This is a genomic window from Pseudomonas sp. Sample_20 (assembly GCF_004307585.1).
GTDB classification, from domain to species: Bacteria; Pseudomonadota; Gammaproteobacteria; order Pseudomonadales; family Pseudomonadaceae; genus Aquipseudomonas; species Aquipseudomonas atacamensis.
The window spans coordinates 44,678-69,708 of record NZ_RCOA01000042.1; the positions used below are offsets into that span (position 1 = coordinate 44,678).

27 protein-coding genes and 1 pseudogene are annotated in these 25,031 nt (G+C 59.7%); 13 read left to right on the forward strand and 15 right to left on the reverse strand.

What is annotated here, in order from left to right:
- Positions 1-86 precede the first annotated feature (86 nt).
- Both D8U70_RS10500 and D8U70_RS10505 read right to left on the reverse strand, forming a co-directional pair.
- Positions 87-1,337 (reverse strand): hypothetical protein, encoded by a 1,251-nt coding sequence (locus D8U70_RS10500; protein WP_241664650.1) that lies wholly within the window; start codon positions 1,335-1,337, stop codon positions 87-89.
- On the reverse strand, positions 1,325-2,140 hold the full coding sequence (locus tag D8U70_RS10505) for a sulfite exporter TauE/SafE family protein (protein WP_130928852.1): 816 nt from the start codon (positions 2,138-2,140) through the stop codon (positions 1,325-1,327). The genes D8U70_RS10500 and D8U70_RS10505 overlap by 13 nt, the downstream gene beginning before the upstream one ends.
- A gap of 112 nt (positions 2,141-2,252) precedes the next feature.
- Between D8U70_RS10505 and D8U70_RS10510 the strand changes: the two are divergent.
- From D8U70_RS10510 to D8U70_RS10520, 3 genes and pseudogenes are all read left to right on the forward strand, one after another.
- Positions 2,253-3,019 (forward strand): annotated as a pseudogene (locus D8U70_RS10510) (helix-turn-helix transcriptional regulator).
- Between the two features lie 93 nt (positions 3,020-3,112).
- Positions 3,113-3,430: an XRE family transcriptional regulator gene (locus D8U70_RS10515; protein WP_122507662.1), complete on the forward strand. Its 318-nt coding sequence runs from the start codon at positions 3,113-3,115 to the stop codon at positions 3,428-3,430.
- A 12-nt stretch (positions 3,431-3,442) separates the two neighbouring features.
- Positions 3,443-3,700, forward strand: coding sequence for an XRE family transcriptional regulator (locus tag D8U70_RS10520; protein WP_122704235.1), 258 nt, complete (start codon positions 3,443-3,445; stop codon positions 3,698-3,700).
- A 38-nt stretch (positions 3,701-3,738) separates the two neighbouring features.
- Here the strand turns inward: D8U70_RS10520 and D8U70_RS10525 are convergent, their stop codons facing one another.
- Positions 3,739-4,794, reverse strand: coding sequence for an MBL fold metallo-hydrolase (locus D8U70_RS10525; RefSeq protein ID WP_130928853.1), 1,056 nt, complete (start codon positions 4,792-4,794; stop codon positions 3,739-3,741).
- Positions 4,795-5,005: 211 nt separating this feature from the next.
- Here D8U70_RS10525 and D8U70_RS10530 point away from each other — a divergent pair, with 211 nt between their 5' ends.
- The 3 genes from D8U70_RS10530 (at position 5,006) to D8U70_RS10540 (ending at position 7,802) form a co-directional block, all read left to right on the forward strand.
- Positions 5,006-5,614: a TetR/AcrR family transcriptional regulator gene (locus tag D8U70_RS10530; protein WP_016773570.1), complete on the forward strand. Its 609-nt coding sequence runs from the start codon at positions 5,006-5,008 to the stop codon at positions 5,612-5,614.
- A gap of 232 nt (positions 5,615-5,846) precedes the next feature.
- The gene (locus tag D8U70_RS10535) at positions 5,847-7,166 is read left to right on the forward strand and encodes a PAS domain-containing methyl-accepting chemotaxis protein (protein ID WP_122704239.1); all 1,320 of its coding nucleotides are present in this window, start codon (positions 5,847-5,849) and stop codon (positions 7,164-7,166) included.
- Between the two features lie 135 nt (positions 7,167-7,301).
- Positions 7,302-7,802 carry a DUF1003 domain-containing protein gene (locus D8U70_RS10540; protein ID WP_240996758.1) on the forward strand — a complete coding sequence of 167 codons (501 nt, stop codon included), beginning with the start codon at positions 7,302-7,304 and terminating at the stop codon, positions 7,800-7,802.
- Positions 7,803-7,910: 108 nt separating this feature from the next.
- On the opposite strand, the gene D8U70_RS10545 is transcribed toward D8U70_RS10540, so the two are convergent.
- The gene (locus D8U70_RS10545; protein WP_095181510.1) at positions 7,911-8,237 is read right to left on the reverse strand and encodes a DUF2025 family protein; all 327 of its coding nucleotides are present in this window, start codon (positions 8,235-8,237) and stop codon (positions 7,911-7,913) included.
- A gap of 220 nt (positions 8,238-8,457) precedes the next feature.
- On the opposite strand from D8U70_RS10545, the gene D8U70_RS10550 reads away from it, so the two are divergent.
- A complete protein-coding gene (locus D8U70_RS10550; RefSeq protein ID WP_024014034.1) occupies positions 8,458-9,585 on the forward strand; it encodes a glycerophosphodiester phosphodiesterase in 1,128 nt (375 codons plus the stop codon).
- A 156-nt stretch (positions 9,586-9,741) separates the two neighbouring features.
- Positions 9,742-10,047 carry a PepSY domain-containing protein gene (locus tag D8U70_RS10555; protein WP_016773566.1) on the forward strand — a complete coding sequence of 102 codons (306 nt, stop codon included), beginning with the start codon at positions 9,742-9,744 and terminating at the stop codon, positions 10,045-10,047.
- A 181-nt stretch (positions 10,048-10,228) separates the two neighbouring features.
- Here the strand turns inward: D8U70_RS10555 and D8U70_RS10560 are convergent, their stop codons facing one another.
- A complete protein-coding gene (locus D8U70_RS10560) occupies positions 10,229-11,851 on the reverse strand; it encodes a methyl-accepting chemotaxis protein (RefSeq protein ID WP_130928855.1) in 1,623 nt (540 codons plus the stop codon).
- 276 nt (positions 11,852-12,127) lie between these two features.
- Here D8U70_RS10560 and D8U70_RS10565 point away from each other — a divergent pair, with 276 nt between their 5' ends.
- Positions 12,128-13,150, forward strand: coding sequence for a transporter (locus D8U70_RS10565; RefSeq protein ID WP_130928856.1), 1,023 nt, complete (start codon positions 12,128-12,130; stop codon positions 13,148-13,150).
- Between the two features lie 138 nt (positions 13,151-13,288).
- Here D8U70_RS10565 and D8U70_RS10570 read toward each other — a convergent pair whose 3' ends face one another.
- The gene (locus tag D8U70_RS10570) at positions 13,289-14,185 is read right to left on the reverse strand and encodes a LysR family transcriptional regulator (protein WP_130928857.1); all 897 of its coding nucleotides are present in this window, start codon (positions 14,183-14,185) and stop codon (positions 13,289-13,291) included.
- A gap of 120 nt (positions 14,186-14,305) precedes the next feature.
- Between D8U70_RS10570 and D8U70_RS10575 the strand changes: the two genes are divergently transcribed.
- Complete coding sequence (locus D8U70_RS10575) at positions 14,306-15,064, forward strand: SDR family oxidoreductase (RefSeq protein ID WP_076563899.1); 759 nt, start codon at positions 14,306-14,308, stop codon at positions 15,062-15,064.
- Positions 15,065-15,185: 121 nt separating this feature from the next.
- Here D8U70_RS10575 and D8U70_RS10580 read toward each other — a convergent pair whose 3' ends face one another.
- Complete coding sequence (locus tag D8U70_RS10580; RefSeq protein WP_110602443.1) at positions 15,186-15,623, reverse strand: multidrug/biocide efflux PACE transporter; 438 nt, start codon at positions 15,621-15,623, stop codon at positions 15,186-15,188.
- Positions 15,624-15,712: 89 nt separating this feature from the next.
- Here D8U70_RS10580 and D8U70_RS10585 point away from each other — a divergent pair, with 89 nt between their 5' ends.
- Positions 15,713-16,567, forward strand: coding sequence for a LysR family transcriptional regulator (locus tag D8U70_RS10585; RefSeq protein WP_073472068.1), 855 nt, complete (start codon positions 15,713-15,715; stop codon positions 16,565-16,567).
- Positions 16,568-16,799: 232 nt separating this feature from the next.
- Here D8U70_RS10585 and D8U70_RS10590 read toward each other — a convergent pair whose 3' ends face one another.
- From D8U70_RS10590 to D8U70_RS10600, 3 genes are read right to left on the reverse strand one after another with little or no spacing between them, the layout of a single operon-like run.
- Positions 16,800-18,035 (reverse strand): RNA polymerase sigma factor, encoded by a 1,236-nt coding sequence (locus D8U70_RS10590; RefSeq protein ID WP_130928858.1) that lies wholly within the window; start codon positions 18,033-18,035, stop codon positions 16,800-16,802.
- Positions 18,028-18,372, reverse strand: coding sequence for a YciI family protein (locus tag D8U70_RS10595; RefSeq protein ID WP_130909739.1), 345 nt, complete (start codon positions 18,370-18,372; stop codon positions 18,028-18,030). Before D8U70_RS10595 ends, D8U70_RS10590 begins: the two co-directional genes overlap by 8 nt.
- Before the next feature lie 40 nt (positions 18,373-18,412).
- A complete protein-coding gene (locus D8U70_RS10600) occupies positions 18,413-18,838 on the reverse strand; it encodes a nuclear transport factor 2 family protein (protein ID WP_122602112.1) in 426 nt (141 codons plus the stop codon).
- Positions 18,839-18,980: 142 nt separating this feature from the next.
- Here D8U70_RS10600 and D8U70_RS10605 point away from each other — a divergent pair, with 142 nt between their 5' ends.
- Entirely contained in the window at positions 18,981-19,466 is a 486-nt protein-coding gene (locus D8U70_RS10605) for a GNAT family N-acetyltransferase (protein WP_130928859.1), read from the forward strand.
- Between the two features lie 142 nt (positions 19,467-19,608).
- Here the strand turns inward: D8U70_RS10605 and D8U70_RS10610 are convergent, their stop codons facing one another.
- The 3 genes from D8U70_RS10610 to D8U70_RS10620 all read right to left on the reverse strand — a co-directional run bounded on the left by D8U70_RS10610 (position 19,609) and on the right by D8U70_RS10620 (position 21,403).
- Positions 19,609-20,097, reverse strand: coding sequence for an N-acetyltransferase (locus tag D8U70_RS10610; protein WP_016773555.1), 489 nt, complete (start codon positions 20,095-20,097; stop codon positions 19,609-19,611).
- A gap of 88 nt (positions 20,098-20,185) precedes the next feature.
- On the reverse strand, positions 20,186-20,671 hold the full coding sequence (locus D8U70_RS10615; protein WP_122691404.1) for a GyrI-like domain-containing protein: 486 nt from the start codon (positions 20,669-20,671) through the stop codon (positions 20,186-20,188).
- Positions 20,672-20,740: 69 nt separating this feature from the next.
- Positions 20,741-21,403 carry a LysE family translocator gene (locus tag D8U70_RS10620; protein ID WP_016773553.1) on the reverse strand — a complete coding sequence of 221 codons (663 nt, stop codon included), beginning with the start codon at positions 21,401-21,403 and terminating at the stop codon, positions 20,741-20,743.
- A 138-nt stretch (positions 21,404-21,541) separates the two neighbouring features.
- Here D8U70_RS10620 and alaC point away from each other — a divergent pair, with 138 nt between their 5' ends.
- A complete protein-coding gene (gene alaC, locus D8U70_RS10625) occupies positions 21,542-22,759 on the forward strand; it encodes an alanine transaminase (RefSeq protein WP_056787993.1) in 1,218 nt (405 codons plus the stop codon).
- Positions 22,760-22,937: 178 nt separating this feature from the next.
- Here alaC and D8U70_RS10630 read toward each other — a convergent pair whose 3' ends face one another.
- On the reverse strand, positions 22,938-24,290 hold the full coding sequence (locus D8U70_RS10630; protein WP_130928860.1) for a GntP family permease: 1,353 nt from the start codon (positions 24,288-24,290) through the stop codon (positions 22,938-22,940).
- Between the two features lie 82 nt (positions 24,291-24,372).
- Positions 24,373-24,906, reverse strand: coding sequence for a gluconokinase (locus D8U70_RS10635; RefSeq protein ID WP_071173330.1), 534 nt, complete (start codon positions 24,904-24,906; stop codon positions 24,373-24,375).
- Positions 24,907-25,031 lie beyond the last annotated feature (125 nt).

Consider the following 25,031-nt stretch of genomic DNA (forward strand, 5'->3'; position numbering starts at 1 on the left):
TGAGGGCCGGCGCGGATAAATTCGCGGCGATTATGGCGGGGTTGTGGTCGGGAATCGAGGGGCTGCGCATGAAAGTAAACGCGACATCAAGGCAGTTGCAGTGCAACCCCGCCCGGATGTTGTTTGACGATTGTGTACGGCAGAACGCTCCAGTCGACGAATCCGCAGACCGCCGCGACGTGGGGAAATGATGGCTCGAGCTTGATGCCCAGTTCCGTGAAGTGCCAACCGGGAAATTGCCAGGGATAACTCTCGTCGTAGTTGCAGTCGTTTTCGCCTTCGGGGGTAACGGTCATTTCACTGGAGTAGAGTTTCAGCAGCTGCGCGACCAGCCAGGGTGCCAGTTCCTCACTGCGGTAGTTAGACCAGGAATCAGACGAGCCGGACGCCTCCCCGCCGAAGTCGCCCTCTCGTTGGAAATGCAATGGCTTGCCCTGCCCCACCCACAAAACATCATCAAGGGTCAGGAGTCTGCCTGTTTTAGTGTCGAAGTTGAGCGCATCCTGGCTTTGATCCGGATAGGCACCGCCGCAGAAATAATCTGATGAAATTAGAACACTCATCACTGTTGACGACATCCACAGTGGTTGGCTCGACTGCGCGTAACTGCCTGAACATCCATAAGACGACAATACCTCGCTCCACAAACGCGCCATCAATTGTTGGTTGATGCGTCGACGCTCTTCAAGGGAATAACCCGAGACCACTTCAAACAGAGAAGTGCCTGTCTTCGGCTCGCTCCACCACTGCAGCGTGTAGCCCATGAAGGTGTCGATGTTGCCTTTTTTGAGTGTGACGCCCTGCAGCCGCAGGTATTCATAAGGGTACTTGTCGTGAAGTGTGGTGAAGAAGGGCAAGGCATCATCCGCTACATCGGGGATGACGGCTGGCTGTAACTTGATCTTCAGGCTTTTCCCAGTGGTGCTCGTCCACTCGCCATACCAACCATCAGTTGTCGGCCGCAGACGCAAGGTCGGGCGTGGGTCGTCCATCCGCGAGCCTTCTTCCAGCACAAGCGTTTCCCCGTCCAGAGCACCGTCGAGTGGTAGATCCTTGCGGTACTTCTTGTAAAAGTAACGTCCCTCTCCGGTACGAGGATTTATTTCGAGGACGATAGACGATTTACCCAACGTGCCGGTGAACAACTGCGCGCCGGTCTCGGCCCAAGTTGCCGTCGAGACAAAAGAACCCGTTAGAAGAAAAACAGCAAAAAGACGTAACAGTCCTCGGTACATCACTTCATCCTTGAATAAGCGAGCAACTGCCCGCGAAAGTAGCTGCGGATTATGGCGAGCTTGCGCGCTGGAATCGAGCGCCGTCGCGCTCAGCTCAAGCACATGCTGATCATCACCACCATAAGTAAACCGATGTACACGCGCGCATGCAGCCGATCCGGTATCCGCCCAATCCATTGCGCAGCCAATCTGATCCCCAGCAACGAACCAACCGTCAGCAGCGCAAACGCCAGCACATCGACATACCCGATATACCAGGCACCCAAATCAGACTCAGTGAAACCGGCCAGCGCCATGTACGTCAACGTCCCCGCCAACGCTACCGGGACGCTGAGCGGATTGGCCGTGGAGGTCGCTTTCGACATGCTCAGCCCGCAGCGGCGCAGCAGCGGCACGGTCATGACGCTTCCTCCTACACCTAGGAAGGTCGCGATGGCGCCGATGCCTGCGCCGCCGGCGGATGTTTCCGTCATGGTCAGTCGCCGTGGGAATGTGGTTTGGGACTGTGTGAGAAATCCTCGGCGCAGCAGGCAACCGACGATGGTCACGCCCAGGTAGGCGATGAAGGCGTAGCGGATCACTTGACCGCTGACCCACATCGCAGCGATGGCGCCGACGACCGCGCCTACGCCGATAAACCCGCCCAATGGCCAGAGGTATTCTCGGAGCAGATTGCCAGCGCGTTGGTGTTTGCGTGTGGCGATCAGGGCGTTGACGACCATCACGCAGGTCGAGGTGGCCACGGCGATGTGCATGGCCGATTGCGCGATGGGGTCGTCGGCTGCATGGCTGGCGGTGAGCATGCGATAGAGCAGCGGCACGATGACGAAGCCGCCGCCGAAACCGAAGAGCACGGCGCTGATGCCGGTGAGGCAACCGAACAGCGTAAGCAGGAGGTAGAACATGGTGGGCGTCCAGGATCGGGGGAGCCCAGGACATTAGAGCGTGATTCACTGGCCGGCTTCAGTAGTTGGGCCAATAATGTTCGCGTTTACGCCAATCGCTGGAACACGCCTGATGCGCAATATTTCGATCAATCAGCTCGATGACACGCCTCGCCCGGTCGTGGCCATCGGTACCGATTATTCCCACGGCCGCCTACTCCCGTTTCATACGCATCGCCGTGGGCAATTACTTTACGGCGCCACCGGCGTGATGCAAGTCAGCACTCGGAACGGTAATTGGGTGGTGCCGCCGCAACGCGCGGTGTGGATTCCGCCGGGCGTGGCCCATGAGGTGTTGATGCTCGGGGTGAGCACGCGCAGTGTGTATATCGAACCGGGCAAGGTGGATCTGGGGCCAGACTGCCAAGTGCTCAATGTGTCGCCGCTGCTGCGGCATTTGCTGATGGAAGCGGTGGACGTGCCACTGATGTACGACCAGGCCGGACGCGACGGTGTGCTGATCAACTTGCTCTTGCATGAACTGGCACGCAGCGCGCCCCTTGCCCTACACATTCCATACCCGCCGAAGGAAAGCTCCTCAGTCTGTGTCAGACCTTTCTGAACATGCCCAACACCCATCAATCCCCGCAGGATTGGGCCGATCAGTTACACATAAGCTTGCGTACCTTTAACAGATTGTTTCGGCAGCAGACCGGGCTCAGCTTTCGTCAGTGGCGCCAGCAGGCGTGCGTCGTGCAGGCGTTGGCACGGTTGGCGGCGGGGGAAGCGGTGACGCGGATTGCCCTGGACTTCGGCTACGAGAGCCCGGCGGCGTTTTCGACGATGTTTCGGCGAGTGCTGGGACAGGCACCGTCCGTCTGGTTGGAGCCGACGAACTAGGCAAACTCGAAAAATGCATTTGATCCCGGCCGAAAACAACTGTACAAAAACACAGTACATTTTCAATCAGCACTTTTGAGCCCGGAGCACACCATGGCCTCTCTTGCGATGAACCACGTCCTCGAACGCATTGCCCTTTTCCAGTTCACCCCGACCCACTGCGTCCAGGCCCGCGCCATGCTGGGCTGGAGCATTGAACAACTGTCGCGCGAGGCCGAGGTGGCGGTGGCAGATATCCAGCGTTTCGAAGCTCAGCAGGACGTGGCGGACGCCGCGAGACTGGCACTGGCTTATCGGTTTGAAGCGCAGGGGTTGGTGTTCTTCCCGGGGTTTGCACCGGGGCGCAGTGTCAGGGCGCAGGCTATGGCGGGGGAATCGGTGGGGCGTGGGGATTTTGCGATGGCCGAATAAGGAGCGCTAAGGATGGACATCGAAAGAAGCACGGGCAACGTCTACGCAGATTTGGGACTGCAGGGTGCAGATGAAATGCTGATCAAATCGGGATATGCGACAAAAATGGCCGCGTTGATCAAGACTGCCAACCTGAACGAATCTGAAGCGGCGCAAATGACTGGCATCACCTTGGAAACACTAAGTCAGATACTTCGTGGAAAATTCAGGGATTTGTCAGTCGCTACGATGGAGGATTACCACCGGCGAATGAAGGAAATAGGAATCTGATTCATCCGGTTCGCACCGAGGCGAACCGGATGAAATCGTCAGGCGTTCTGCACTAGCGCCTCCCCCTCCTCTTCAACCGCCATCCACCACGCACTCCCCCGTTGTGGATGCGCAATGTTGAACGCCTCCCCCATTCGCGGTGTGGTAATCGCAATACTGCGTTCCCATGCAAGGGCGAGGATGCGGTCGAAGGGTTCGTGCCAGGCGTGCATGGCCAGGTCGAAGGTGCCGTTGTGGATCGGGAAGAGCCAGCGGCCCTTGAGGTCGATGTGGGCTTGCAGGGTTTCTTCCGGTTGCATGTGCACGTGGGGCCATTCGACGTTGTAGGCGCCGGTTTCCATCAGGGTCAGGTCGAACGGGCCGTATTGTTCGCCGATGCGTTTGAAGCCGTCGAAGTAACCGCTGTCGCCGCTGAAGAAGATTCGTGTGTCGGCATCGATCATGACCCATGACGCCCACAGCGTGCTGTTGCCGTCGAACAGGCCACGGCCGGAGAAGTGCTGCGATGGGGTGGCGATGAAGCGGATACCGGCGATTTCGGTGCCCTGCCACCAGTCGTACTGGCGCACCTTGCTGGCGTCGATGCCCCATTTGATCAGGGTGTCGCCCACGCCCAGCGGAGTCAGGAAGTAAGTGGTTTTGGCGGCGAGTTTGAGCACCGCTTCGTAGTCGAGATGGTCGTAATGATTGTGCGAGAGGATCACTGCTTCGATCGGCGGCAGTTCGTCGATGCTGATCGGTGGTTGGTGGAAGCGTTTCGGACCCGCCCATTGCACCGGCGAGGCGCGCTCGGCGAAGACCGGATCGGTGATCCAGAATTTGTCGCGCATCTTTAGCAACAGCGTCGAGTGCCCCAAGCGGTAAACGCTGTGATTGGGCGCTGCGAGCAGATCTTCACGGGTCAGCGGTTGCACAGGAATGGCGGCGCTCGGACGGGTGTCGCGCGGTTTGTGGAAAATCATGTTCCACATGATCCGCAGCATTTTGCGTACCCCTTCGCGCTGCACCGGCGCATGATTGCGAAACAGCCCTTGATCCTGTCGAGAGGCTTCAGGCGTGGGAGTGTTATCCGGGAGAGAGACTGGATTGGCCATGACTGAACGACTCCGAAAAACCGTGTGCTGCACGGTGTTCCACGGGAAATGAAAATGGCCAAGCTGCACGCAAAGGCCAAACGCTCTGGTTTGTAAAGTGCGAGGATTAACGCAACATTACACTGAGCGGTGTAGTTTCTAGGTTGCATCAAAGCCGGCGCCAAGTAAACTGCCGAGTGTAATTTCCTTCCTTCTCTGCCGAAGTCCGCTCATGACCGCTCCACAACGCCTCACCGACCGCAAACGCGAAGCCATCATCCAGGCGGCGATCGCCGAATTCCGTGCCCACGGGTTCGAAATCACCAGCATGGACAAGATCGCCGCCACGGCCGGCGTGTCGAAGCGAACGGTGTACAACCACTTCCCGAGCAAGGAAGAGCTGTTCGCCGAGATCCTTAATCAGTTGTGGGCGCGGATCATTGCCGAGCCATCGGTGAGCTACGACCGCGAGCAACCGCTGCATGAGCAGCTGCGCCTGATGCTGCGAGAAAAAGTGCAGATGATGGCCGACGAGAATTTTCTCACCCTCGCCCGGGTGGCGATTGCCGCAACCATTCATTCCCCTGAACGTGCGCAGAACATGATTGAGCGCATGGGCGAGCGCGAGGAAGGACTGACTGTCTGGATACGCGCGGCGCAAGCCGACGGACGGCTCAAACCGGTGGATCCAGAATTTGCCGCGCATCAAGTACAAGGTTTGCTCAAGGCATTCGCATTCTGGCCGCAGATCTCGCTGGGTCGCGCGGCCCTTGATCCAGACGCGCAGAATGCAGTTGCCGAGTCGGCGCTGGAGATGTTCCTGGCACTGTATCAGCGGTGAATCACTGGCGCGGCGAGCCGCGTACAACTAATTTCGCAAAAAGTTATACAAACTCGTGAAAAATTCCTTTCTTGTACAACTTTATTAAGTTTTGTATAAGTAGCCATCTGCCAGTAACGGAACGCTGGCATTGAGCAGTCACCACCGAATGCCGTCTGTGCATTTCGGTCTGCCGGCGCAGGAATAGGGACTGAATCCTTTTGATTTTCCCCACTTCCCGAGTATCGCAAGCATGTTTTTCAATCGCCAGAAAGCCGCCCTCGCTGAACTGCAACACACCGTTTTTGACCAAGCTGCGATGCTCGAAGCGATCAACCGTTCGATGGCGGTGATCGAATTCGATCTTGATGGCGTGGTGTTGCGTGCCAATGACAATTTCCTCAAGACCATGGGTTACACGGCTGCCCAGGCGATCGGCCAGCCGCACCGGCATTTCTGCACACCAGAGTTCGGGCGCAGTGCCCAATACACTGAGCTGTGGTCGCGCCTGAAAAACGGTCAGTTCCAGTCCGGCACCTTTGAACGGGTCGACAGCAAAGGCCAGCCGATCTGGCTCGAGGCCAGTTACAACCCGATCAAGGATGCGTCGGGACGGGTGATCAAAGTGGTCAAGTACGCGATGGATGTCACCGCCAAGGTGCAGCAGGAGAACGAGGCCAACGCCAAGCTGCAGGCGATCGATCGCGCGATGGCGGTGATCGAGTTCGATCTCGACGGCAACATTCTTACCGCCAACCAGAATTTTCTCACGCGCATGGGTTACAGCCTCGCAGAGCTCAAGGGCCAGCATCACCGCCTGTTCTGCACCCCGGCGCTGGTCAACAGCGGCGCCTATCAGGATTTCTGGCGGCGCCTGAATCAGGGCGAGTTCTTCCACGGACAGTTCGAGCGCGTGGATAAGCGCGGTCAGATCGTCTGGCTGGAGGCCAACTACAACCCCGTCTATGACGCTTCGGGGCGCTTGTACAAAGTCGTGAAATTCGCGTCTGACGTTACCGCTCGTGTCGAGCAACACGAGCAAGACGCACGCAGTGCCAGCACCGCTTATCACATCTCGGTAGCGACGCGAAAAGTCGCCGAGCAAGGTACGCAGGTGATTCAACAGGCTGCCAGCGAAATGCGCGAAATCGCCGAGGACATCAGCCAGTCCTCAACGCTGATCGCACAACTGGGTGACCGCTCCGAGCAGATCACCGCCATCGTCAACACCATCCGCGCGATCGCCGATCAGACCAACCTGCTCGCCCTCAACGCCGCCATCGAAGCCGCGCGCGCCGGTGAACAGGGCCGCGGCTTTGCCGTGGTGGCCGATGAAGTACGGCAACTGGCGGCGCGCACCAGCGGCTCCACCGCCGAGATCTCCACCATGATCAGCCTGATCCAGAGCGAAACACGGCAGGCGATCAAAAGCATGCAAGGCACCCGCGACCGCGCCGCAGAAGGCGTGGAACTGGCCAATCAGGCCGGCACGGTGATTCTGCAGATTCGCGATGGCGCCAGTGAGGCGGTGGATGCGGTGAGCATGTTTGCCAATGAGCGGGTGCCGAATTGAGGCTTGTGCAGGGTCGATAGAACGAGTCGCAACCTTCGTGGGCAGTCCGCGAAGGTCGGCCGCCACAACGCAGAGCTATAGTGACGACACGTCCCAAGCCCCGCCGAGTGCCCCATGAATAACGAAAAACCTGGAATGTCCAACGCCCCCATCGATCACCTGCGCTTCCACCGCCCCCACGCCCATCTGAATACGACCTTCGGCAACGACGCCTTCGCCCTGCGCGCCGAAGCCTTTGCGCGGTTCTTCGGCACGCCGCTGTTCCTTGGAGCGCAAACCTTGATCGTTGCGGTATGGATCAGCCTCAACGTATGGGGCGTGACTCAATTCGACGTCTACCCGTTCATCCTGCTGAACCTGGCCTTCAGCCTGCAAGCGGCCTACGCCGCGCCATTGATCCTGCTTGCACAAACCCGTCAGGCCGCGCGCGACAAAGCGCAGGCCGACGCCGATGCGCAGCACCGCGAAGCTCTGGCATTGGCCAATACCGAACGTCAGGCTGAGGCGGCGAAGAATTCCGCACAATTGCTGGCGTTGCTGGAACAAAACACCCGCCTTACCGAAATGACGAAAACCCTCACCGAGCGCATCGAAGGACTGACCAGCGAGTTGCACGCTCACGTGTGCCAGAACTAAGGCCGCCTTCGCGAGCAGGCTCGCTCCCACATTGGATCTGTGGCGTTCACAAAATCCCTGTGGGAGCGAGCCTGCTCGCGAAGAGGCCCGCAACCACACAGCAAAACCTCAACCGCGCACCAGACTCCGCACCGCAACAATCTCCGGCACTTCAACCTTGCTCATGTAAACCCGCAACGGCTCGGTGATGTTGATGCGGTCGTCGATGTGTTGATCGAGCAGCAGCTGAATCAATTCGCGCTTGAGCGTCATGGTGGTGTCCGACAGCGGTGCCCAGACGAATTCACTGGCGGGGATGATGCCGTCGTCGGCCACGTCCATGCCGAATGAATCTTCGCTGAAGCGCACGATGTACTGGCCGGTCTTGCGGTTGAGGCCGACGAAGCCTTTGAGATCGTCGGCAGCCTGGCAGATGAGTTGGGAGGTGATGCGCATGGTAAACCTCACGAAAGATGATCGATGGTTTACACGCAGGGCAATGTAGCGGCGCGCCCTCTGCCGGGGCGTCAGCCGAGGGCAAGCGTACTGCAAACAGCGCCACAAAAGTGCAGGAAATTTCCGTTTTGCTCGGTTTATGTCGGTCTGGCGATAGCCCTGCGGCGCGTCAATTGTTAAAAGGTACGTCTCGAAAAAAACCTGCGAAAGGAACTCGACCATGCCTGCCACTTTTACCCGAAGCGCTCTGGTGCTGAGTCTGTTGTTCGGCCTCGGTCAGGCGCATGCCGCCAGCCACCCGGAGCCCAAGGCAATCGCTGCCGCCCATGGCATTCCGCATCCTGCGGTGATCGCCCACCGTGGCGCGTCGTTCGATGCCCCGGAGTCCACCGCTGCGGCCTACAAACTGGCCCGTGACCTCGGCGCCGATTACCTGGAAATGGATTTGCAGCGCAGCAAGGACGGCGTGCTCTTCGCCCTGCACGACGACAACCTGCAACGCACCACCGACGTCGCCAGCAAATTCCCCGAGCGCAAGGACAGCCCGGCCACCGCGTTCACCATGGCCGAACTGAAAACCCTCGATGCCGGCAGCTGGTTCAACAGCAAATATCCTGACCGCGCACGCCCCTCCTACGCCGGGCTGAAGATTCTTACCCTCGATGAAATCATCGACATCGCCCGCGCCAACCCGCAGCACAAGCCGGGCCTGTACATCGAAACCAAAGAGCCGCAGCTGTTTCCCGGCATCGAACATGACCTCAAGGAAAAACTGCAGGATCGCGGCTGGCTGAGCCCGGCCGGTTCGAAACTGGCGAAAAGTGCGCTGGGCGTCGGTCAGGGCAAAGGCAAGGTGATCCTGCAGACCTTCGACAAAAACAGCCTGCAATTGCTGGAAAAGGAAATGCCGCAAGTGCCGAAGATTCTGCTGTTGTGGGTCGGCGAAGGCAGCATCGAGCCTAAATCCGCCGTGACGTTTGCCGCGTCCGGCGAGAAAGACAAAAACGTTTTCTACGGCAAGCAGGAACCGAAGTCGGAAGCGGAATTCAAGCAATGGGTCGACTACGCCAAGGCCCAGGGCGCGATCGGCACCGGCCCTTCGGCGAAGCTGACCCATGGTGGTGATCAGAGCTATTCCGATCTGGTGCAACCGTGGATGAATCAGTACACCCACGATCAGGGCATGCTGGTACATGTTTATACAGTCGACGAGGCGGTGGACTACGAGAAAGTCATGGCGGCGGGTGTCGACGGCATCTTTACCAACCGAGCCAGTGAACTGTTGAAGTTTTACAAGCGTCCGGCTGTTGGCAGTGTTGATGAGGTTCTGAAGAAGAACGGTTTCTAAGTTGTTATCGAGTCGCCTGCTTCGCGAGCAGGCTCGCTCCGACAAAGAGCAGTTTTATCGCGAAGCAGAGATTTAAGGGTGAGTTAAGTTGCGCTGGTTAATCTGAACCCACTTACACAGATCAACCACTTCAACGCACTGCCAAGGAATGAACCGATGAAAACTTTGACTGCCCTGTTTACCGCCGCTGCCCTGACCCTCACCGCCGGCCTGGCTCAGGCTGATGTTCGCATCGACCAGATCCCGCAACTGGTCAAGGACGGCAAGATCAAGTCGCTGGAATCGATGAACGCCGAAGCACTGAAACTGCACCCGGGCGCAACGATTACCGATACCGACCTGGATAACCACTTCAATGGTTACGAGTATGAAGTTGAACTTAAGACTGCTGACGGCAAAGAGTTCGACGTGGACTTTGATGCCACCACCGGTAAAGTGCTGAGCGACAAGCAAGACACTTGATAGACCGCTGTTAAAGAGCCGCACGATTGAAAAATCGTGCGGCTTTTTCATGCCTGCCGTAAATCATGTGGGAGCGAGCCTGCTCGCGAAAGCGGAGTGGCCGCGACATCAATGTTGACTGTTCCACACCATCGCGAGCAGGCGAAGACCGACTAAAGTTGCAGAACGCTTGACCTCGCAATCAAGCACTCAACCGCGCCGTCACCTCATTCAACTGCCCCGACAACCCATGCAAATTCTGACTGGCACTTTCGGTGCGCTGCACGTTGTCCAGGTTGGTGCTGGCAATCGCGGTGATTTCAGTCAGGTTACGCGAGATATCCTCGGCCACCGACGTCTGCTCTTCTGCCGCCGTGGCGATCTGCCGGTTCATGTCGCGAATCGCCTCCACCGCCAAGGTGATGCGCTCCAGCATCGCGCCGGCCTGGGTCACCTGTTCGACGCTTTCATCACTGCGCGCCTGGCCGCTCTCGATAGCCTGCGCGGCATCGACAGCGCCGGTCTGCACGTTCTGAATAATCTGGTTGATCTCGATGATCGACTCCGCCGTGCGCTGAGCGAGGTTGCGCACCTCATCGGCGACGACGGCAAAACCACGCCCGGCCTCGCCCGCCCGCGCCGCTTCGATGGCCGCGTTGAGCGCCAGCAGGTTGGTCTGTTCGGCGATGCCACGAATCACTTCCAGCACCTTGCCGATACGACCGCTGTCGGTTTCCAGGCGACGAATCACCGTGGCGGTGTTGGCGATTTCGCCGCGCATCTGCGTGATCGAGTGAATGGTGGTCTGCATGACCTTTTCACCCTGCTGCGCCGACTGATCGGCATCGTCGGCAGCACGCGCGGCATCGGCGGCATGACGGGCGACTTCCTGGGCGGTGGCGGACATTTCATTCATCGCCGTGGCCACTTGATCAGTGCGGTTGAATTGCTCGCTGGTGCCGCCGGCCATGGTCGTGGCAATGGCGTTCAACTCGCCGCTGGCGCTGTCCAGATCACCGGCGCTGCGTTGCAAGCGAGTGAAGGTGTCCGCCAGAAAATCGCGCAGAGTGTTCGCTGCGGCGGCGAGGTTGCCCAGTTCATCGCGACGCTCGCTGACAACACGTTCGGCCAACTGGCCACGGCTCAAGCGGGTGACGTAATCGATGAGGTTGCGGATCGGCTCGATCAGGTTGCGGCTGACCAGCCACAGGCTCAGCAGACCAATCAACAAGCCTGACGCGAGCATCACCAACAGCCCCAGCCACACGGTGCGCTCAGCGCTGGCACTGATCAACGCCGATTGCGAGGTGCCCTGCTCGCGCAGCTCGGCGACCAGTGCGCTCATCTGCTCGCTGGTGGCGCGATCAACGCCTTTGACCGCTGCGTCGCCGGCGCTCGGATCACCACCGGCAACGACGTAGGCATCGCGGCCTTTCTGGTAGGCCGTGCCCAACTGGCGATGCTCCTCGCGCAAACGTTCGATGCGGGATTTGAGATTGGCCTCGATGCCTTTCTGGCCGGCCAGTTCGCCGAGAATATTCTGCACGTCGCGCTGACGCTCTTCAAACTGGCTCCAGTATTTCGCCAGATCCGCCGGTTGCTTGCCGCGCAGCAGGACGTTTTTCCATTCCTGCACCTGCACTTTGAATTGCAGGTTGGCTTCATCGATCAATTGCGAAGTGTGCAGCGGGCCGGCGATCAACTGGCTATAGCTTTGCACGCCGTTGGAGAGGAAATGAAAGCAGGCCAGCGCGATCAACAATATTGCCAGCAGACTGCCGCTCAGCAGGGCGAGAATTTGCGTTCTCAGGGATTTTTGCAGCATTGCAAGGTACTCGAAGCAGGGATGAGGCACGCCCGAGCGGACGTGAAAAATGGCCGGACTTCCCTGTCGACGTACCATGGCCAAGGGCCGATGGCGCGCAACCTAACTCACCTGAGATCGGCGCGCCAGAGGGCTTCTTGAGAATCTTCCGACAGTCGGTAACGCGTTGATTTGCAGTCACTTTACTGTCACAAAACGGTCATGCTGGCTTGCGATGATGCCGCTCAGGTGAACCTGAAAATCCCCCACCAGACACCCTCCTCGCAGTGAGCCGCCATGAACCACAGCCTCGATATCAGCCATCGTGCCCCGGACCTGTTTGGCTTGCTCTACGGCTTTCGCTTTGTACCCGGTGAGCGCGGGCGCGAGATCGATTCGGCGACGGCTTTGCGCTGTTTGCAGGACGACGGCGACAGCGAAGAATTTCTCTGGCTGCACCTGAACCTGGCCCACGCCGCGTGCGAGCGCTGGATGAAAAGTCATCTGCAATTACCCGAGGAGTTTTTCGAAGCGCTGCACGAAGGTTCGCGATCGACGCGCATCGAGCATGTCGATTCGGCGCTGCTGGCGGTGGTCAACGATGTGGTGTTCAACCTCAGCAGCATGGTCTCCTCCGACGTGTCGACGCTGTGGGTCTGCGTGCGCAGCAAACTGATCGTCAGCGCGCGCCTGCAACCGCTGCACTCGGTGGACAAGTTGCGCTCGTCGGTGAAGGCCGGCGAATGCTTTCGCTCGCCCTCGGAACTGCTCGTGCATTTGCTGCGCGATCAGGGCGAAGTGCTGACGCAGATCGTGCGCAAGACCAGTCTGAGTGTCGATCAGGTCGAAGACGAACTGCTCTCCTCGCGCCTGTCGACCAACCGCGCCGAACTTGGCGCCAACCGTCGCGTGCTGGTGCGTCTGCAACGGCTGCTGGCGCTGGAGCCGGGTTCGCTGCTGCGCCTGCTCAATCGTCCGCCGCCGTGGTTGCAGAAGGAGGACGTCAAGGAGTTGCGCAAATCCACCGAGGAGTTTGCGCTGATCATCAACGACCTCACGGCCCTCGGCGAACGCATCAAACTGTTGCAGGAAGAAATCGCCGCCAACCTCAACGAACAGAGCAACCGTACGCTGTTCACCCTGACGGTGGTGACGGTGCTGGCCTTGCCGATCAACATCATTGCCGGTTTTTTCGGGATGAATGTCGGCGGTGTGCCGCTGTCCCAGGACCCGCACGGATTTTGGGTGCTGGTCGCGTTGGTTGCGACGTTTACCGTGATTGCCGGGCGCTGGGCGTTTCGCAAGCGTGGGGATTATTGAGCGCAAATCCCACACACAAGACAGTCCTCCCTGTGGGAGCGAGCCTGCTCGCGAAGTCGGTGTGTCAGATAAATCAATGTTGAATGACATGGCGCTTTCGCGAGCAGGCTCGCTCCCACAGGGGCAATGTGCTCAATGTCAGAGCGTTGAACGTACGACCTCGCCGAGCCAATCCATAAACACCCGCACCCGCAGCGGCAAATGCCGTTGCCGTGCGTATAACAACGAAATCGCCATCGGCGGTGCGGTGTGTTGCGGCAGTACGGTCACCAGTTCGCCATTTTCCAGATGCGGCTGCATGCCGGTGCGCGGTACCTGCGTCAGGCCGAAGCCGCCCAGGCACGCCGCTTCATAGGCATCGGTGCTGTTGACCGTGACACTGCCGGCCATCGCCACCCGTCGCACTTCGCCACCCTCCTCATACACAAACCCTTCCGAACGCGAGCCCAGTACGCCGACGTAATGCACCAGTCGATGCTGCGCCAGATCCTCGATGGTCTGCGGCACGCCGTAACGTTGCAGGTAAGCCGGGCTGGCGCAATTGACCATCGGGAAGTCGCCAAGATGCCGGGCGACCACCGACTGATCCGGCTGCGCGCCGATGCGCAATACGCAGTCGAAACCTTCGCTCAGCAGATCGACACGGCGATCGGTGCTGCTGATTTCCATCTGCAGATTCGGGTGGCGATCCATGAATTCCGGCAGGCGCGGCATGATCAAGCGTCGCGCGAGGATGTTCGGCATATCGACGCGGATGCGCCCGGTCAGCGAAGCCTCGTCCTGACGGAACAGCCCTTCGATTTCATCCATGTGCGAGAGCAAGTCCTTGCTGCGTTCATACAGCACCAGTCCATCCTGAGTGGCCTGCACCTTGCGCGTGGTGCGCTGCAACAGCCGCGTGCCGAGCAAGGCTTCGAGTGCCTGCACCTGTTCGGACACTGTGGAGCGCGGCAGGCCGAGGCTTTCCCCGGCGAGAGTGAAACTCGACAGTTCGCTGACCCGGACGAAGGTGCGCAGCAGTTCCAGTTTGTTCATGACAAGCCCCGGTGATTGTTCGGCTGAGCCGATCAGTGATTCCGCTTTTGCCGTGTTTATCACCTCAGGGCGGATAAATAAACTTCTTCCATCCCATTCAACGCAATCGAGGAAGTCCGCATGAACCGCAAAATCGCACTGATCACTGGCGCAAGTCGTGGCCTCGGCCGCAGTGCCGCCCTGCACCTCGCCGCGCAAGGCATCGACATCATCGGCACCTACAACAGCCGCGCCGACGAGGCCCAGGCGCTGGTCACTGAATTGCAGGCACTCGGCGCGAAAGCGGCGATGCTGCAGCTGGACGTCGGCCACAGCGAAAACTTCGCCGCGTTTGCCGCGCAGGTTGAACAGGTATTGGGGCAAACCTTTGAGCGTCAGCGCTTTGATTTCCTGATCAACAACGCCGGGGTCGGCGTGCATGCGCTGTTCAGCGAAACCACCCCGGAGCAGTTCGATCTGCTGATGAACGTGCAGTTGAAAGGGCCGTTTTTCCTGACTCAGCAATTGCTGCCGCTGATCAATGACGGTGGGCGCATCGTCAATATCTCGAGCGGCCTGACCCGCTTCAGCCTGCCGGGTTACGGCGCTTATGCGGCGATGAAAGGCGCGATGGAAGTGCTGACGCGTTATCAGGCGAAAGAGCTGGGGGCGCGGCAGATTGGCGTGAACGTTCTGGCGCCGGGGGCGATTGAAACCGATTTTGGCGGTGGCACGGTGCGCGACAACAGCGCGGTCAACGCGATGGTCGCCAGCAATACCGCGCTGGGTCGTGTAGGGCTGCCGGATGATATTGGCGGTGCACTGGCGCTGCTGCTGTCGGAGGGCGGACAGTGGATCAACGGTCAGCGGGTCGAGGCATCCGGCGGCATGTTTCTCTGAACTCAACCAACAGACTGTTTGTGGCGAGGGGATTTATCCCCGCTGGGCTGCGGAGCGGCCCCAAAATCGGGTCTGCTACGCAGCCCAACGGGGATAAATCCCCTCGCCACACAGGTTTACCTCAGCTTTCACATGCGCGGCGGGCCATGAAGCGCTCGCGGAGGACGTCATAACCCCAGTGGTAGATATAGGTGTACGGCAGGAAGAACAGCAGCACGCCAATGTCGAGCAACAACGCCTGCCACAGGCTGACCGACAGCCACCAGGCAATCAGCGGCACGCCCATCACGATCAGTCCACCTTCGAACAGCAACGCATGCACTACACGGACCCAGGCGTTGTGCGGCAGATTCATCCGCGCCAATGCACGGTCGAAAAAACGGTTGAACACCACATTCCACGCCAGCGCCAACAGCGCGATCAACACGGTCACCGCGCCCATGTCGAGCAGCGGCTTTTGCATGATCCAGGCGAGCAGCGGCGTGCAAATCAGGATCGCGAGAAACTCGAAACCAACCGCCTGGAAAACACGTTCGGTGATGGACTTGTGGGCAGTCATGGCCTGACTCCTTGTTTGACGATGGTTGCCATGATCCAACTGAATACCGATACTTCAAAACCAATAACCATCGATCAAGGCGATAGTTCATGGCTTCGCAGGAAGTGCTGTTGGCGTTTGTCCAGGCAGCGACGCAAGGCTCATTTTCCGCAGCGGCGCGCAAACTGGGGCGCAGTCAGTCGACCATCAGCGCGGCGGTCGCCAGTCTGGAGATTGATCTGGATTTGCAGCTATTCGACCGCAGCAGCCGCAAACCGACACTCACCCCCGCCGGCCACGTGATGCTGCAAAAAGCCGAGGCGATTCTGGCCGCCACCAGTCGTCTGGAGATGAGCGCGCGGCAATTGGCGCAAGGTGTGGAACCGAAGCTGACGGTGGCGATTTCCGATACCTACCAGTCGTATCGTTTCGAGGCGGCGCTGGTGGATTTCGAGCAGCGTTATCCGGAGCTTGAGCTGGAATGCCTGATTGCCGAATGCGAAGACCTGATCGAACTGGTCCAGCGCGGCCGGGCGCATCTGGCCTTCGCGGAAATGCAGGACAACTACCCGCCGGATCTGGTGACCTCGACCGTGGCCGAGCGCACGGAGATAGCCCTGTTCGTCAGCCGTGAGCATGCCTTGGCGAAGCTTGAGCATGTCGATCAGCAGATCCTCGAACAACATCGCGAGCTGCGGCTGGCGACCATCGTCAATCCCTACGACAGTCGCGGCAAAGGCCGGGTGTGGTCGGCGCCGAGTTACCTGATGCTGCTGGAAATGGCGGAAAAAGGCTTTGGCTGGGCACCGTTGCCGAGGTGGCTGGTGCAGCGTTATGCCAATGATTTGCTGATAGAGCTCGACGTGCGCGGCTGGCCGAAACCGGTGTTTGTCGACGCCTTGTGGTCGCGCTTGTATCCGCCGGGGCCGGCAGGGAGCTGGTTGCTCAGCAAGATGCTCGAATAAGCGCTTGAAATCAAAAGCCCCTCACCCCAGCCCTCTCCCGGTGGGAGAGGGGGCCGACCGAGGTGTCTGGCGTTATGCATCGACCTGAAAAACCTTATCGATTATGGATTCAAGACAATTCGTTCAAGTCGGTGAATCCCTCCAATATCCCCCAATCAGTCCCCTCTCCCTTTGGGAGAGGGTTAGGGTGAGGGCAATCCACAGGCTGCCCACACTAGGCAGAGCGCCAAGGTCAGAGCATTTCGAGCGCCATGATACGTGCTCGAATAAACCGCCGCTCCGGCTCCTGCCGCGTCAACTCCAGCGCCCGCTGATACGCCGCCCGCGCCTGCTCCACCCGGCCCAATTGCCGGCAAAACTCCGCCCGCGCCGAATGCGCCAAGTGGTAATCCTGCAACTCCCCACGCGCCAAAATCCCTTCTACCAACAACAACCCGGCCAACGCTCCATCCCGTTTGGCCACCGCCACCGCCCGGTTCAGCTCGATCACCGGCGACGGCACCGCGCGCAGCAACACGTCGTACAGACCGACAATCTGCTGCCAGTCCGTTTCCGCCGCCGACGGTGCTTCCGCATGCACCGCTGCAATCGCCGCTTGCAGGCAATACGGCCCGAACCGCCGCGTACTCAGCGCGCGCTCGACCAGCGCGCAGCCTTCGGCCATCAACCCGGCGTCCCACAACGAGCGATCCTGATCGTCGAGCAACACCAGTTCACCGCTCGGCGAGGTGCGCGCCGGTCGCCGTGATTCATGCAGCAGCATCAGCGCCAGCAGACCCGTGACTTCCGGCTCCGGCAGCAACTCCATCAACAAGCGCCCCAGCCGAATCGCTTCGCGCGTCAGATCCTCGCGTGTCAGCTCGGCACCGACCGAGGCCGAATAGCCTTCGTTGAACACCAGATAAATCACCCGCAATACGCTGTCGAGGCGCTCGGGCAATTCGTTCAGCGTGGGCACTTGATAAGGGATTTTCGCGTCGCGGATCTTGGCCTTGGCGCGCACGATGCGCTGGGCAATCGCCGCCGGCGCCGAGAGAAAAGCGCGGGCGATTTCCTCGGTGGTGAGGTCGCAGACTTCGCGCAAGGTCAGCGGCACTTGCGCATCCGCCGCCAGGGCCGGGTGGCAGCAGGTGAAGATCAGCCGCAAGCGATCGTCTTCCACGTCTTCGCCACTCCAGTCAGCCTGTTCCAGCTCATCGAGTTGTGCCAGCAGCAACGGTTGCGACGCCTTGAACCGCGCGCGCCGGCGCAGCACATCGATGGCTTTGAAACGTCCGGTGGAGACCAGCCAGGTGCGCGGATTGTCCGGCACGCCGTCGCGCTGCCAGCGTTCGACCGCGACGAAGAACGCCTCGTGCAAGGCTTCTTCGGCGAGGTCGAAATCACCGAGCAGGCGGATCAGCGTGGCCAGAATCCGCCGCGACTCCTCACGGTAGACCTGCTCGACCCGCGCCCTGACGTCAGACATTCAACTGCCGCACCGGGCGCACTTCAACGCTGCCGACCCGCGCTGCCGGAATGTTGCCGGCGACCTGAATCGCTTCGTTGAGATCCTTGGCATCAATCAGGTAGAAACCGGCCAGTTGCTCCTTGGTTTCAGCGAAAGGCCCGTCGGTGATCGACAACTTGCCGTTGCGCATGCGTACCGTGGTGGCGGTCTCTACCGATTCCAGCGCTTCGGCGGCGATCATCCGCCCGCTGCCCTGCACCGACTCGGCGTAGGCCCAGCATTCGGCGTCTTCCGGGCTGTCGGGCGAGGTGTGCAGCAGGCGTTCATCGCTGTAGACCAGGCATAGGTATTTCATGGCGATCTCCTGATTCGAACGGATCAACTATGGCTGAAGATCAGGGGGTTACATCGAACAGCGTCGCGCCGCTCATCGGATCGAACGGTGCCGACCAGTGCTCATGGGCAATCTTCCACGCACCGCCGACCTGCCGATAACAGGCGGTCACACGCATCCAGCAACTCTGGGTTTCGCCCTTGTCGTTGGTGCCGCCGCAATTGGCCACCCAGTGGGCGAAAGCGATGTTGTCGGCGCTTTCGATGGCGATTTCGTGGAACTCGAAGATGTGCGGGCCGGGGCACATTTCCATGCACTCGACCCAATGCGCGCGGTACGCCGCTTTGCCTTTGAATTGCAGGGCCTTGATCGCATCGAACGAGACGATGTCGTCGGCGTACAGGGCCATGACTTTCTCGACGTCCTTGGCCATTACTGCTTCGCGATAGGTGTTGATCAGGCTCTGGATTTCGCTTTGTGCGCTCATGGTGTTCTCCGTGGTTTTTGTTGTGAAGACACCCTTAGTCGTTTGCCCAATGCGCGGATCGACAGGGCAAACAAAAAAATTTCGCCGACAACAATGTCGCTAGAATCCGAGCTTCAATCCTTGTAGGAAAAAGGAAATTCCCGTGTCAGCCCAACTCGTGCCTTACGACAGCCTCAGCCCTTTGCAGCGTGAGCAAGTCGAGTCGATTGAAATTCACCCCGAGCAGATCAAATTCTCCGGCGACATCCACGGTGCCCTGCACACCCTGCTGTCGAAACCCGGCCCCGGAGTAAAGGGTTTTGCCCTGCTGGCGGACGACGTACCGGTGGCGTTTCTGCTGCTCAAGCGCCCGCCGGTATTGCCCGACTGGGCCGACGAACACAGCGCCACGTTGCATGCGCTGCAGGTCGATCGGCGCGCGCAAGGCAAGGGCTACGGCAAGGCTTGCCTGCAAGCGCTGCCCGCTGTCGCCCGCCAGGCCTGGCCGGAAATCAAGGGGCTGGAATTGTCGGTGGACGCTGATAACGAGGCGGCGATTGCGCTGTATGCCAGGCATGGCTATGTCGACAGCGGCGAAGCGTACAAGGGCCGGATTGGGTACGAGCGGCGGATGGGGCTGTTCTTCTGAGTATCCCCTGATCGTTCCCACGCTCCGCGTGGAAACGCCTCTTTGTGACGCTCTGCGTCACGGTTTTGGGACGCGGAGCGTCCCCGGCTGCATTACCACGCGGAGCGTGGGAACGATCAGGCAGTTTCGATAGGTGTTGGCTTCAGAGGGTCAGGATCATCTCGTGCCACGCCATGCCGCCGTGGTCGGACTCCGACGGTTTGATGTAAGCAAAGCCAAATCCGGCGTACAACGCAATGTGTTGCTCTTTGCACATCAGGTGAATTGTCGCTTTGTCCATGGCGCGCATGCGTTCGATGAATTCGCCGAGCAGGCGCTTGGCCAGGCCCTGCCCTTGGTAATCCGGATGCACCACCACCGACATGATCACCACGTTCGGGCCTTTCGGGTCGTGGCCGATCAGCTCCTTGAAGGCCTCGTCGGACATTTGCACGTCGAACGCCGCGCCGGAATTGATGAAACCGGCGACCACGCCGTCCACCTCGGCGACGATGAAGCCGTCCGGCCAGGTGGCGATGCGCGTGGCGATCTTTTCGCGGGTGGCGGCTTCGTCGCCTTCATAGGCGACGGTTTCGATGGCGTAGCAGCGGTCGAGGTCGGCGGCGCTGACGTTGCGGATCACGGTGTTCATGGCAGCTCAAAAATCTGTGGAAACAAGGCCCGCCAGCATAATGCAGAACCAACGGGGCGGACATGCTCCACCTCGATTGTTACGCCGCTCAGGCCTTGATCGGCAGCCAGATTTCCAGCGTGCCGGTATTGAGTTTCGGGTTGTAATCCTCGCTGTAGCGCTCGAATTCCGGGGCGTCCGCCGCTTCGTGGCCGGACTGCGGCAGCCACGTGTTCCAGATGTACTGGAAGGTGTCAGGGAGTTGCGTCAGTGACCCTTTGTGCTCAAACACCGCATATTTCTGCGGCTGGATTTCAACCCAGCGGTACTTTTCCGGCAGGTCGTCGAGCTTGTCGATCTGCACCCCGGCGATGTATTCGAAACCGCCCTCGCCATCCGCATTGCAGCAAACGCCGTAGGTCACTTCATTGACTTGCGCGGGGATTTTTCCCAAGTGCGGGATCAGTTTTTCCCACAACGCGGGAATGTCTTCGGTGGTCTCCTGAGTGAATCGCCCGCCGAAACCGGCAATCAGCAGAAATTGCCCGTGTTCGAAGCGAGGCTCGGTTATCTCGACGCGTTGTTGTTCATCCATGACGCGACTCCTCAGAACGGAATAGTGGATTCGGCTGGGAGTATAGAAAGCCCGACCCGTTTCGCACGTTTACAGCGAGTGCAACTGCTCGACGGCGCCCGAGCCGACAAACTCGTTGTAGCCGGAAACGATCACGTAGACCGCGAAATAGCAGAAGATCGCCGCCGATGCCAGATAGGAGTAGCGCAGCAGCTTGTCGCCCAGCAGCTTGCCGCCGTGGCTTGCAGCGAAGCACAGACCGGCCGACCACAGCAGGCCGGCGCAGAGAAAGCCGCCCAAAAACAGCGCCGAACTCAACGGACCACCGCCACCGGATCGGGCGATCAACGTGCCGCCAACCGCAGCAAACCAGAGAATCGCACTCGGCGACGACATCGCGAGGAAGATGCCGCGAAAGAATTCCTTGCGATGGGAGTTCTGCCCCACTTCCGCCGTTTCCGCCAGCAGCGCTTCGTGGTGAATTGCCGAGTAAATCATCTTGGCCGCGAAGTAGATCAGCAGCGCCGAACCGCCAATCCACAGCACCCAGCGCACGGTTTCGTATTGCAGCAGAACGGTCATGCCGGCCAGCGCCAGCACCGCGTAAATCAGGTCGCCGACACAGGTGCCCAGGCCCAGGGCGAAGCCTTGAAAGTAGCCGCGCTGCATGGCCAGGGTGATCATCGCGATGTTGGCTACGCCGATATCCAGGCACAGCGAAAGGCTCAGCAAGAAGCCGCTGGTGAATTCCATTGACCGATTTTCCTTGAAAAAAATGTTTACAACCGCGCTGGACAGTATGCCATCACTGCCCTTATCTTCCGCCACAGGTCACCGCAGTGACCAGCGTCGCTCGGACGGTTCCGGGCGCTTACGTTATCCGAGGCAACAATGGCCGAACAAGGTTCGCCGCGCCGCTTTGCGCGCATAGATCGACTCCCCCCTTACGTTTTCAACATCACCGCCGAGCTGAAGATGGCCGCTCGCCGCCGTGGTGAAGACATCATCGACCTGAGCATGGGCAATCCCGACGGCGCCACGCCGCCGCACATTGTCGAAAAACTGGTGCAGGTCGCCCAACGTGAGGACACCCACGGTTACTCGACGTCCAAAGGCATTCCGCGCCTGCGCCGGGCGATTTCCAACTGGTACAAGCAGCGCTACGAAGTCGATATCGACCCGGAAAGCGAAGCCATCGTCACCATCGGTTCCAAGGAAGGCCTGGCGCATTTGATGCTGGCGACCCTGGACCAGGGCGACACCGTGCTGGTGCCGAACCCGAGCTATCCGATTCATATCTACGGCGCAGTGATTGCCGGCGCTCAGGTGCGTTCGGTGCCGCTGGTGCCGGGGGTGGATTTCTTCGATGAGCTGGAGCGGGCCATTCGCGGCTCGATCCCCAAGCCGAAAATGATGATCCTCGGTTTCCCGTCCAATCCGACCGCGCAGTGCGTGGAGCTGGACTTCTTCGAACGGGTGATTGCCCTGGCCAAGCAGTACGACGTATTGGTCATCCACGACCTGGCGTACGCCGACATCGTCTACGACGGCTGGAAAGCGCCGTCGATCATGCAGGTGCCCGGGGCCAAGGACATTGCGGTGGAGTTTTTCACCCTGTCCAAGAGCTACAACATGGCCGGCTGGCGCATCGGTTTCATGGTCGGCAACCCGGAACTGGTCAGCGCTCTGGCGCGGATCAAGAGCTACCACGACTACGGCACCTTCACCCCGCTGCAAGTGGCGGCGATTGCCGCGCTGGAAGGCGATCAGCAATGCGTGCGCGACATCGCCGAGCAGTATCGTCAGCGTCGCAACGTGCTGGTGAAGGGCCTGCATGAACTGGGCTGGATGGTCGAGAACCCGAAAGCGTCGATGTATGTCTGGGCGAAGATTCCCGAGGCGTATGCGCATCTGGGTTCGCTGGAGTTCGCCAAGAAACTGCTGGCCGAGGCCAAGGTCTGCGTTTCGCCGGGCGTGGGTTTTGGCGAGTACGGCGATGATCACGTGCGCTTCGCCCTGATCGAAAACCAGGATCGGATTCGTCAGGCCGTGCGCGGGATTCGCGGAATGTTCCGCGCGGATGGCTTCAATCCGAAATCTCCTGCCTGACACCTGCCCCCTGTGGGAGCGAGCCTGCTCGCGAAAGCGGTGGGTCAGTCAGCATAGATGGAGCTGACACGACGCCTTCGCGAGCAGGCTCGCTCCCACAATGGCTTTCAGTGAACCGTGAAATCAAGACACAAAAAAACCGCATCACTGCGGTTTTTTTGTGCCTGCAAACTGCCGCTTAAACGAACAGCGACAACAGCAGAATAAAGCCCAGGCCCACCACCGACAGAATGGTTTCCATCGCGGTCCAGGTCTTGAACGTCTCGGCCACGGTCATGTTGAAGTACTGCTTCACCAGCCAGAAACCGGCGTCGTTGACGTGGGACAGGATCAGCGAACCGGCACCGGTGGCCAGCACCAGCAGCTCACGGTTGACGCCCGGAATCATGCCGACAACCGGCACCACAATGCCCGCGCCAGTGATGGTCGCCACGGTCGCCGAACCGGTGGCGATACGGATTACCGCCGCCACCAGCCAGGCCAGCAGGATCGGCGAAATCTGCGCGCTCACCGCCATGTGGCCGATCACGTCACCCACGCCGCTGGTCACCAGCATCTGCTTGAAGCCACCGCCGGCACCGATGATCAGAATGATCGCAGCGGTAGGCGCCAGGCTTGCGTCGAGCCATTTGAGCATCTGGTTGGAACCGATGCCCTGCTTGTAGCCAAAGGTGTACAGCGACAACAGCAACGCCAGCAGCAGTGCGGAGATCGGGTGGCCGATCATGTCCATCCAGATGCGGAAGAAGTTGCCGTCCGGCAGTGCCACGTCAGCGAAGGTTTTCAGCAGCATCAGGAACACCGGCAGCAGCACGGTGACCAGAGTAATGCTGAAGCTTGGCAGGTTGGCCGAATTGTTTTCACGGGCCAGTTGATCGACCAGCTCCTGATTCGGGTGACCCGGGATGTGCTTGGCAATGAAGGTACCGAAGATCGGACCGGCAATGATGGCGGTCGGCAGCGCGACGATCAGACCGTAGAGAATGGTCTTGCCGATGTCAGCGCCGAATACGCCGATGGCCAGCAGCGGACCCGGGTGCGGCGGCACCAGACCGTGCACGGCGGACAGGCCGGCGAGCAGCGGGATACCGATCTTGATGATCGACACGCCAGTGCGGCGCGCAACGATGAACACCAGCGGAATCAGCAGCACGAAGCCAATTTCGAAGAACAGCGGAATGCCCACCAGGAACGCGGCGAACATCATTGCCCACTGGACTTTGTCCTTGCCGAAGGCGCGAATCAGGGTCTGGGCGATCTGATCGGCGCCGCCGGATTCGGCCATCATCTTGCCGAGCATGGTGCCCAGGGCGAGGATGATGCCGACGAAACCGAGCACGCCACCGAAGCCGTCCTGGAACGCCTTGATGATGGTGTTGATCGGCATGCCGGAAGTCAGGCCGAGGAAAGCGGCGGCGATGGTCAGGGCGATAAAAGGGTGAATCTTGAATTTGGTGATCAGGATAATCAGGCCGATTACCGTGACCACCGCATCGAGCAGCAGGAACGTCTCGTGGGACATGCCAAACATGGGGGGTGTCTCCTGGATTGTTGTTGTTATTAAAGCGGGTTGAACAGAAGTCGGGAGGACAGCGCTGTCTTTTTCAACATGCTCATATCGCCTGTTTCAGACCGTTGGCCTGCCACCAGACGTGAGCCTGCAGGGCCAGCTCTTCGACGCTGTGAATCGAGGCATTGAGCGGCAGGGTCAGCGGCTCGCCCTTGGGCGATTCGAGGGTGGCGAACTGGCTTTCGATCAACGTCGCCGGCATGAAGTGGCCCGGGCGGTGCGATACACGCTCGGCGGCGACTTCCGGAGTCAATTCAAGAAACACGAAACCGAGGCCCGGCAAGGCGCTGCGCAGACGTTCGCGGTAACTGTGTTTAAGGGCCGAGCAGGTCAACACCGGGCGCTGGCCTTGGGCATCGACGCGACGCAGTTCATCGCACAGGCTGTCGAGCCAGCCGGCGCGGTCTTCGTCGTTCAGGGGGATCCCCGCGCTCATCTTTTCGATGTTCGCGGCCGGATGAAAAGTATCGCCTTCAATGGCAGTGGCGCCGCTCAATTGGCACAGGGCCTGGCTGACGCACGTCTTGCCGCAACCGGCAACGCCCATGATGACCAGGGCGGTGATGGGATGACTCATATAACACCTCAGCGCGCAGACAGCGCTACCTTTGCTAGCTATGACTCTAGTGCACAGGCAGAAGTTGCCGACGCCTTCTTGTCGTTTTTTTGGGTTGCAGCAGGTTTGTTCCTAACGCCAAAGAG

Coding starts and splice junctions, on each gene's coding strand:
- D8U70_RS10550 (WP_024014034.1), top strand. CDS start 8,458: ATGCCTGCCACTTTTACCCGAAGCGCTCTGGTGCTGAGTCTGTTGTTC.
- D8U70_RS10620 (WP_016773553.1), bottom strand. CDS start 21,403: ATGGAATTCACCAGCGGCTTCTTGCTGAGCCTTTCGCTGTGCCTGGAT.
- D8U70_RS10575 (WP_076563899.1), top strand. CDS start 14,306: ATGAACCGCAAAATCGCACTGATCACTGGCGCAAGTCGTGGCCTCGGC.
- D8U70_RS10555 (WP_016773566.1), top strand. CDS start 9,742: ATGAAAACTTTGACTGCCCTGTTTACCGCCGCTGCCCTGACCCTCACC.
- D8U70_RS10565 (WP_130928856.1), top strand. CDS start 12,128: ATGAACCACAGCCTCGATATCAGCCATCGTGCCCCGGACCTGTTTGGC.
- alaC (WP_056787993.1), top strand. CDS start 21,542: ATGGCCGAACAAGGTTCGCCGCGCCGCTTTGCGCGCATAGATCGACTC.
- D8U70_RS10540 (WP_240996758.1), top strand. CDS start 7,302: ATGTCCAACGCCCCCATCGATCACCTGCGCTTCCACCGCCCCCACGCC.
- D8U70_RS10535 (WP_122704239.1), top strand. CDS start 5,847: ATGTTTTTCAATCGCCAGAAAGCCGCCCTCGCTGAACTGCAACACACC.
- D8U70_RS10595 (WP_130909739.1), bottom strand. CDS start 18,372: ATGAAATACCTATGCCTGGTCTACAGCGATGAACGCCTGCTGCACACC.
- D8U70_RS10580 (WP_110602443.1), bottom strand. CDS start 15,623: ATGACTGCCCACAAGTCCATCACCGAACGTGTTTTCCAGGCGGTTGGT.
- D8U70_RS10590 (WP_130928858.1), bottom strand. CDS start 18,035: ATGTCTGACGTCAGGGCGCGGGTCGAGCAGGTCTACCGTGAGGAGTCG.
- D8U70_RS10610 (WP_016773555.1), bottom strand. CDS start 20,097: ATGAACACCGTGATCCGCAACGTCAGCGCCGCCGACCTCGACCGCTGC.
- D8U70_RS10600 (WP_122602112.1), bottom strand. CDS start 18,838: ATGAGCGCACAAAGCGAAATCCAGAGCCTGATCAACACCTATCGCGAA.
- D8U70_RS10525 (WP_130928853.1), bottom strand. CDS start 4,794: ATGGCCAATCCAGTCTCTCTCCCGGATAACACTCCCACGCCTGAAGCC.
- D8U70_RS10505 (WP_130928852.1), bottom strand. CDS start 2,140: ATGTTCTACCTCCTGCTTACGCTGTTCGGTTGCCTCACCGGCATCAGC.
- D8U70_RS10560 (WP_130928855.1), bottom strand. CDS start 11,851: ATGCTGCAAAAATCCCTGAGAACGCAAATTCTCGCCCTGCTGAGCGGC.
- D8U70_RS10545 (WP_095181510.1), bottom strand. CDS start 8,237: ATGCGCATCACCTCCCAACTCATCTGCCAGGCTGCCGACGATCTCAAA.
- D8U70_RS10520 (WP_122704235.1), top strand. CDS start 3,443: ATGGACATCGAAAGAAGCACGGGCAACGTCTACGCAGATTTGGGACTG.
- D8U70_RS10530 (WP_016773570.1), top strand. CDS start 5,006: ATGACCGCTCCACAACGCCTCACCGACCGCAAACGCGAAGCCATCATC.
- D8U70_RS10515 (WP_122507662.1), top strand. CDS start 3,113: ATGGCCTCTCTTGCGATGAACCACGTCCTCGAACGCATTGCCCTTTTC.
- D8U70_RS10585 (WP_073472068.1), top strand. CDS start 15,713: ATGGCTTCGCAGGAAGTGCTGTTGGCGTTTGTCCAGGCAGCGACGCAA.
- D8U70_RS10570 (WP_130928857.1), bottom strand. CDS start 14,185: ATGAACAAACTGGAACTGCTGCGCACCTTCGTCCGGGTCAGCGAACTG.
- D8U70_RS10615 (WP_122691404.1), bottom strand. CDS start 20,671: ATGGATGAACAACAACGCGTCGAGATAACCGAGCCTCGCTTCGAACAC.
- D8U70_RS10630 (WP_130928860.1), bottom strand. CDS start 24,290: ATGTTTGGCATGTCCCACGAGACGTTCCTGCTGCTCGATGCGGTGGTC.
- D8U70_RS10635 (WP_071173330.1), bottom strand. CDS start 24,906: ATGAGTCATCCCATCACCGCCCTGGTCATCATGGGCGTTGCCGGTTGC.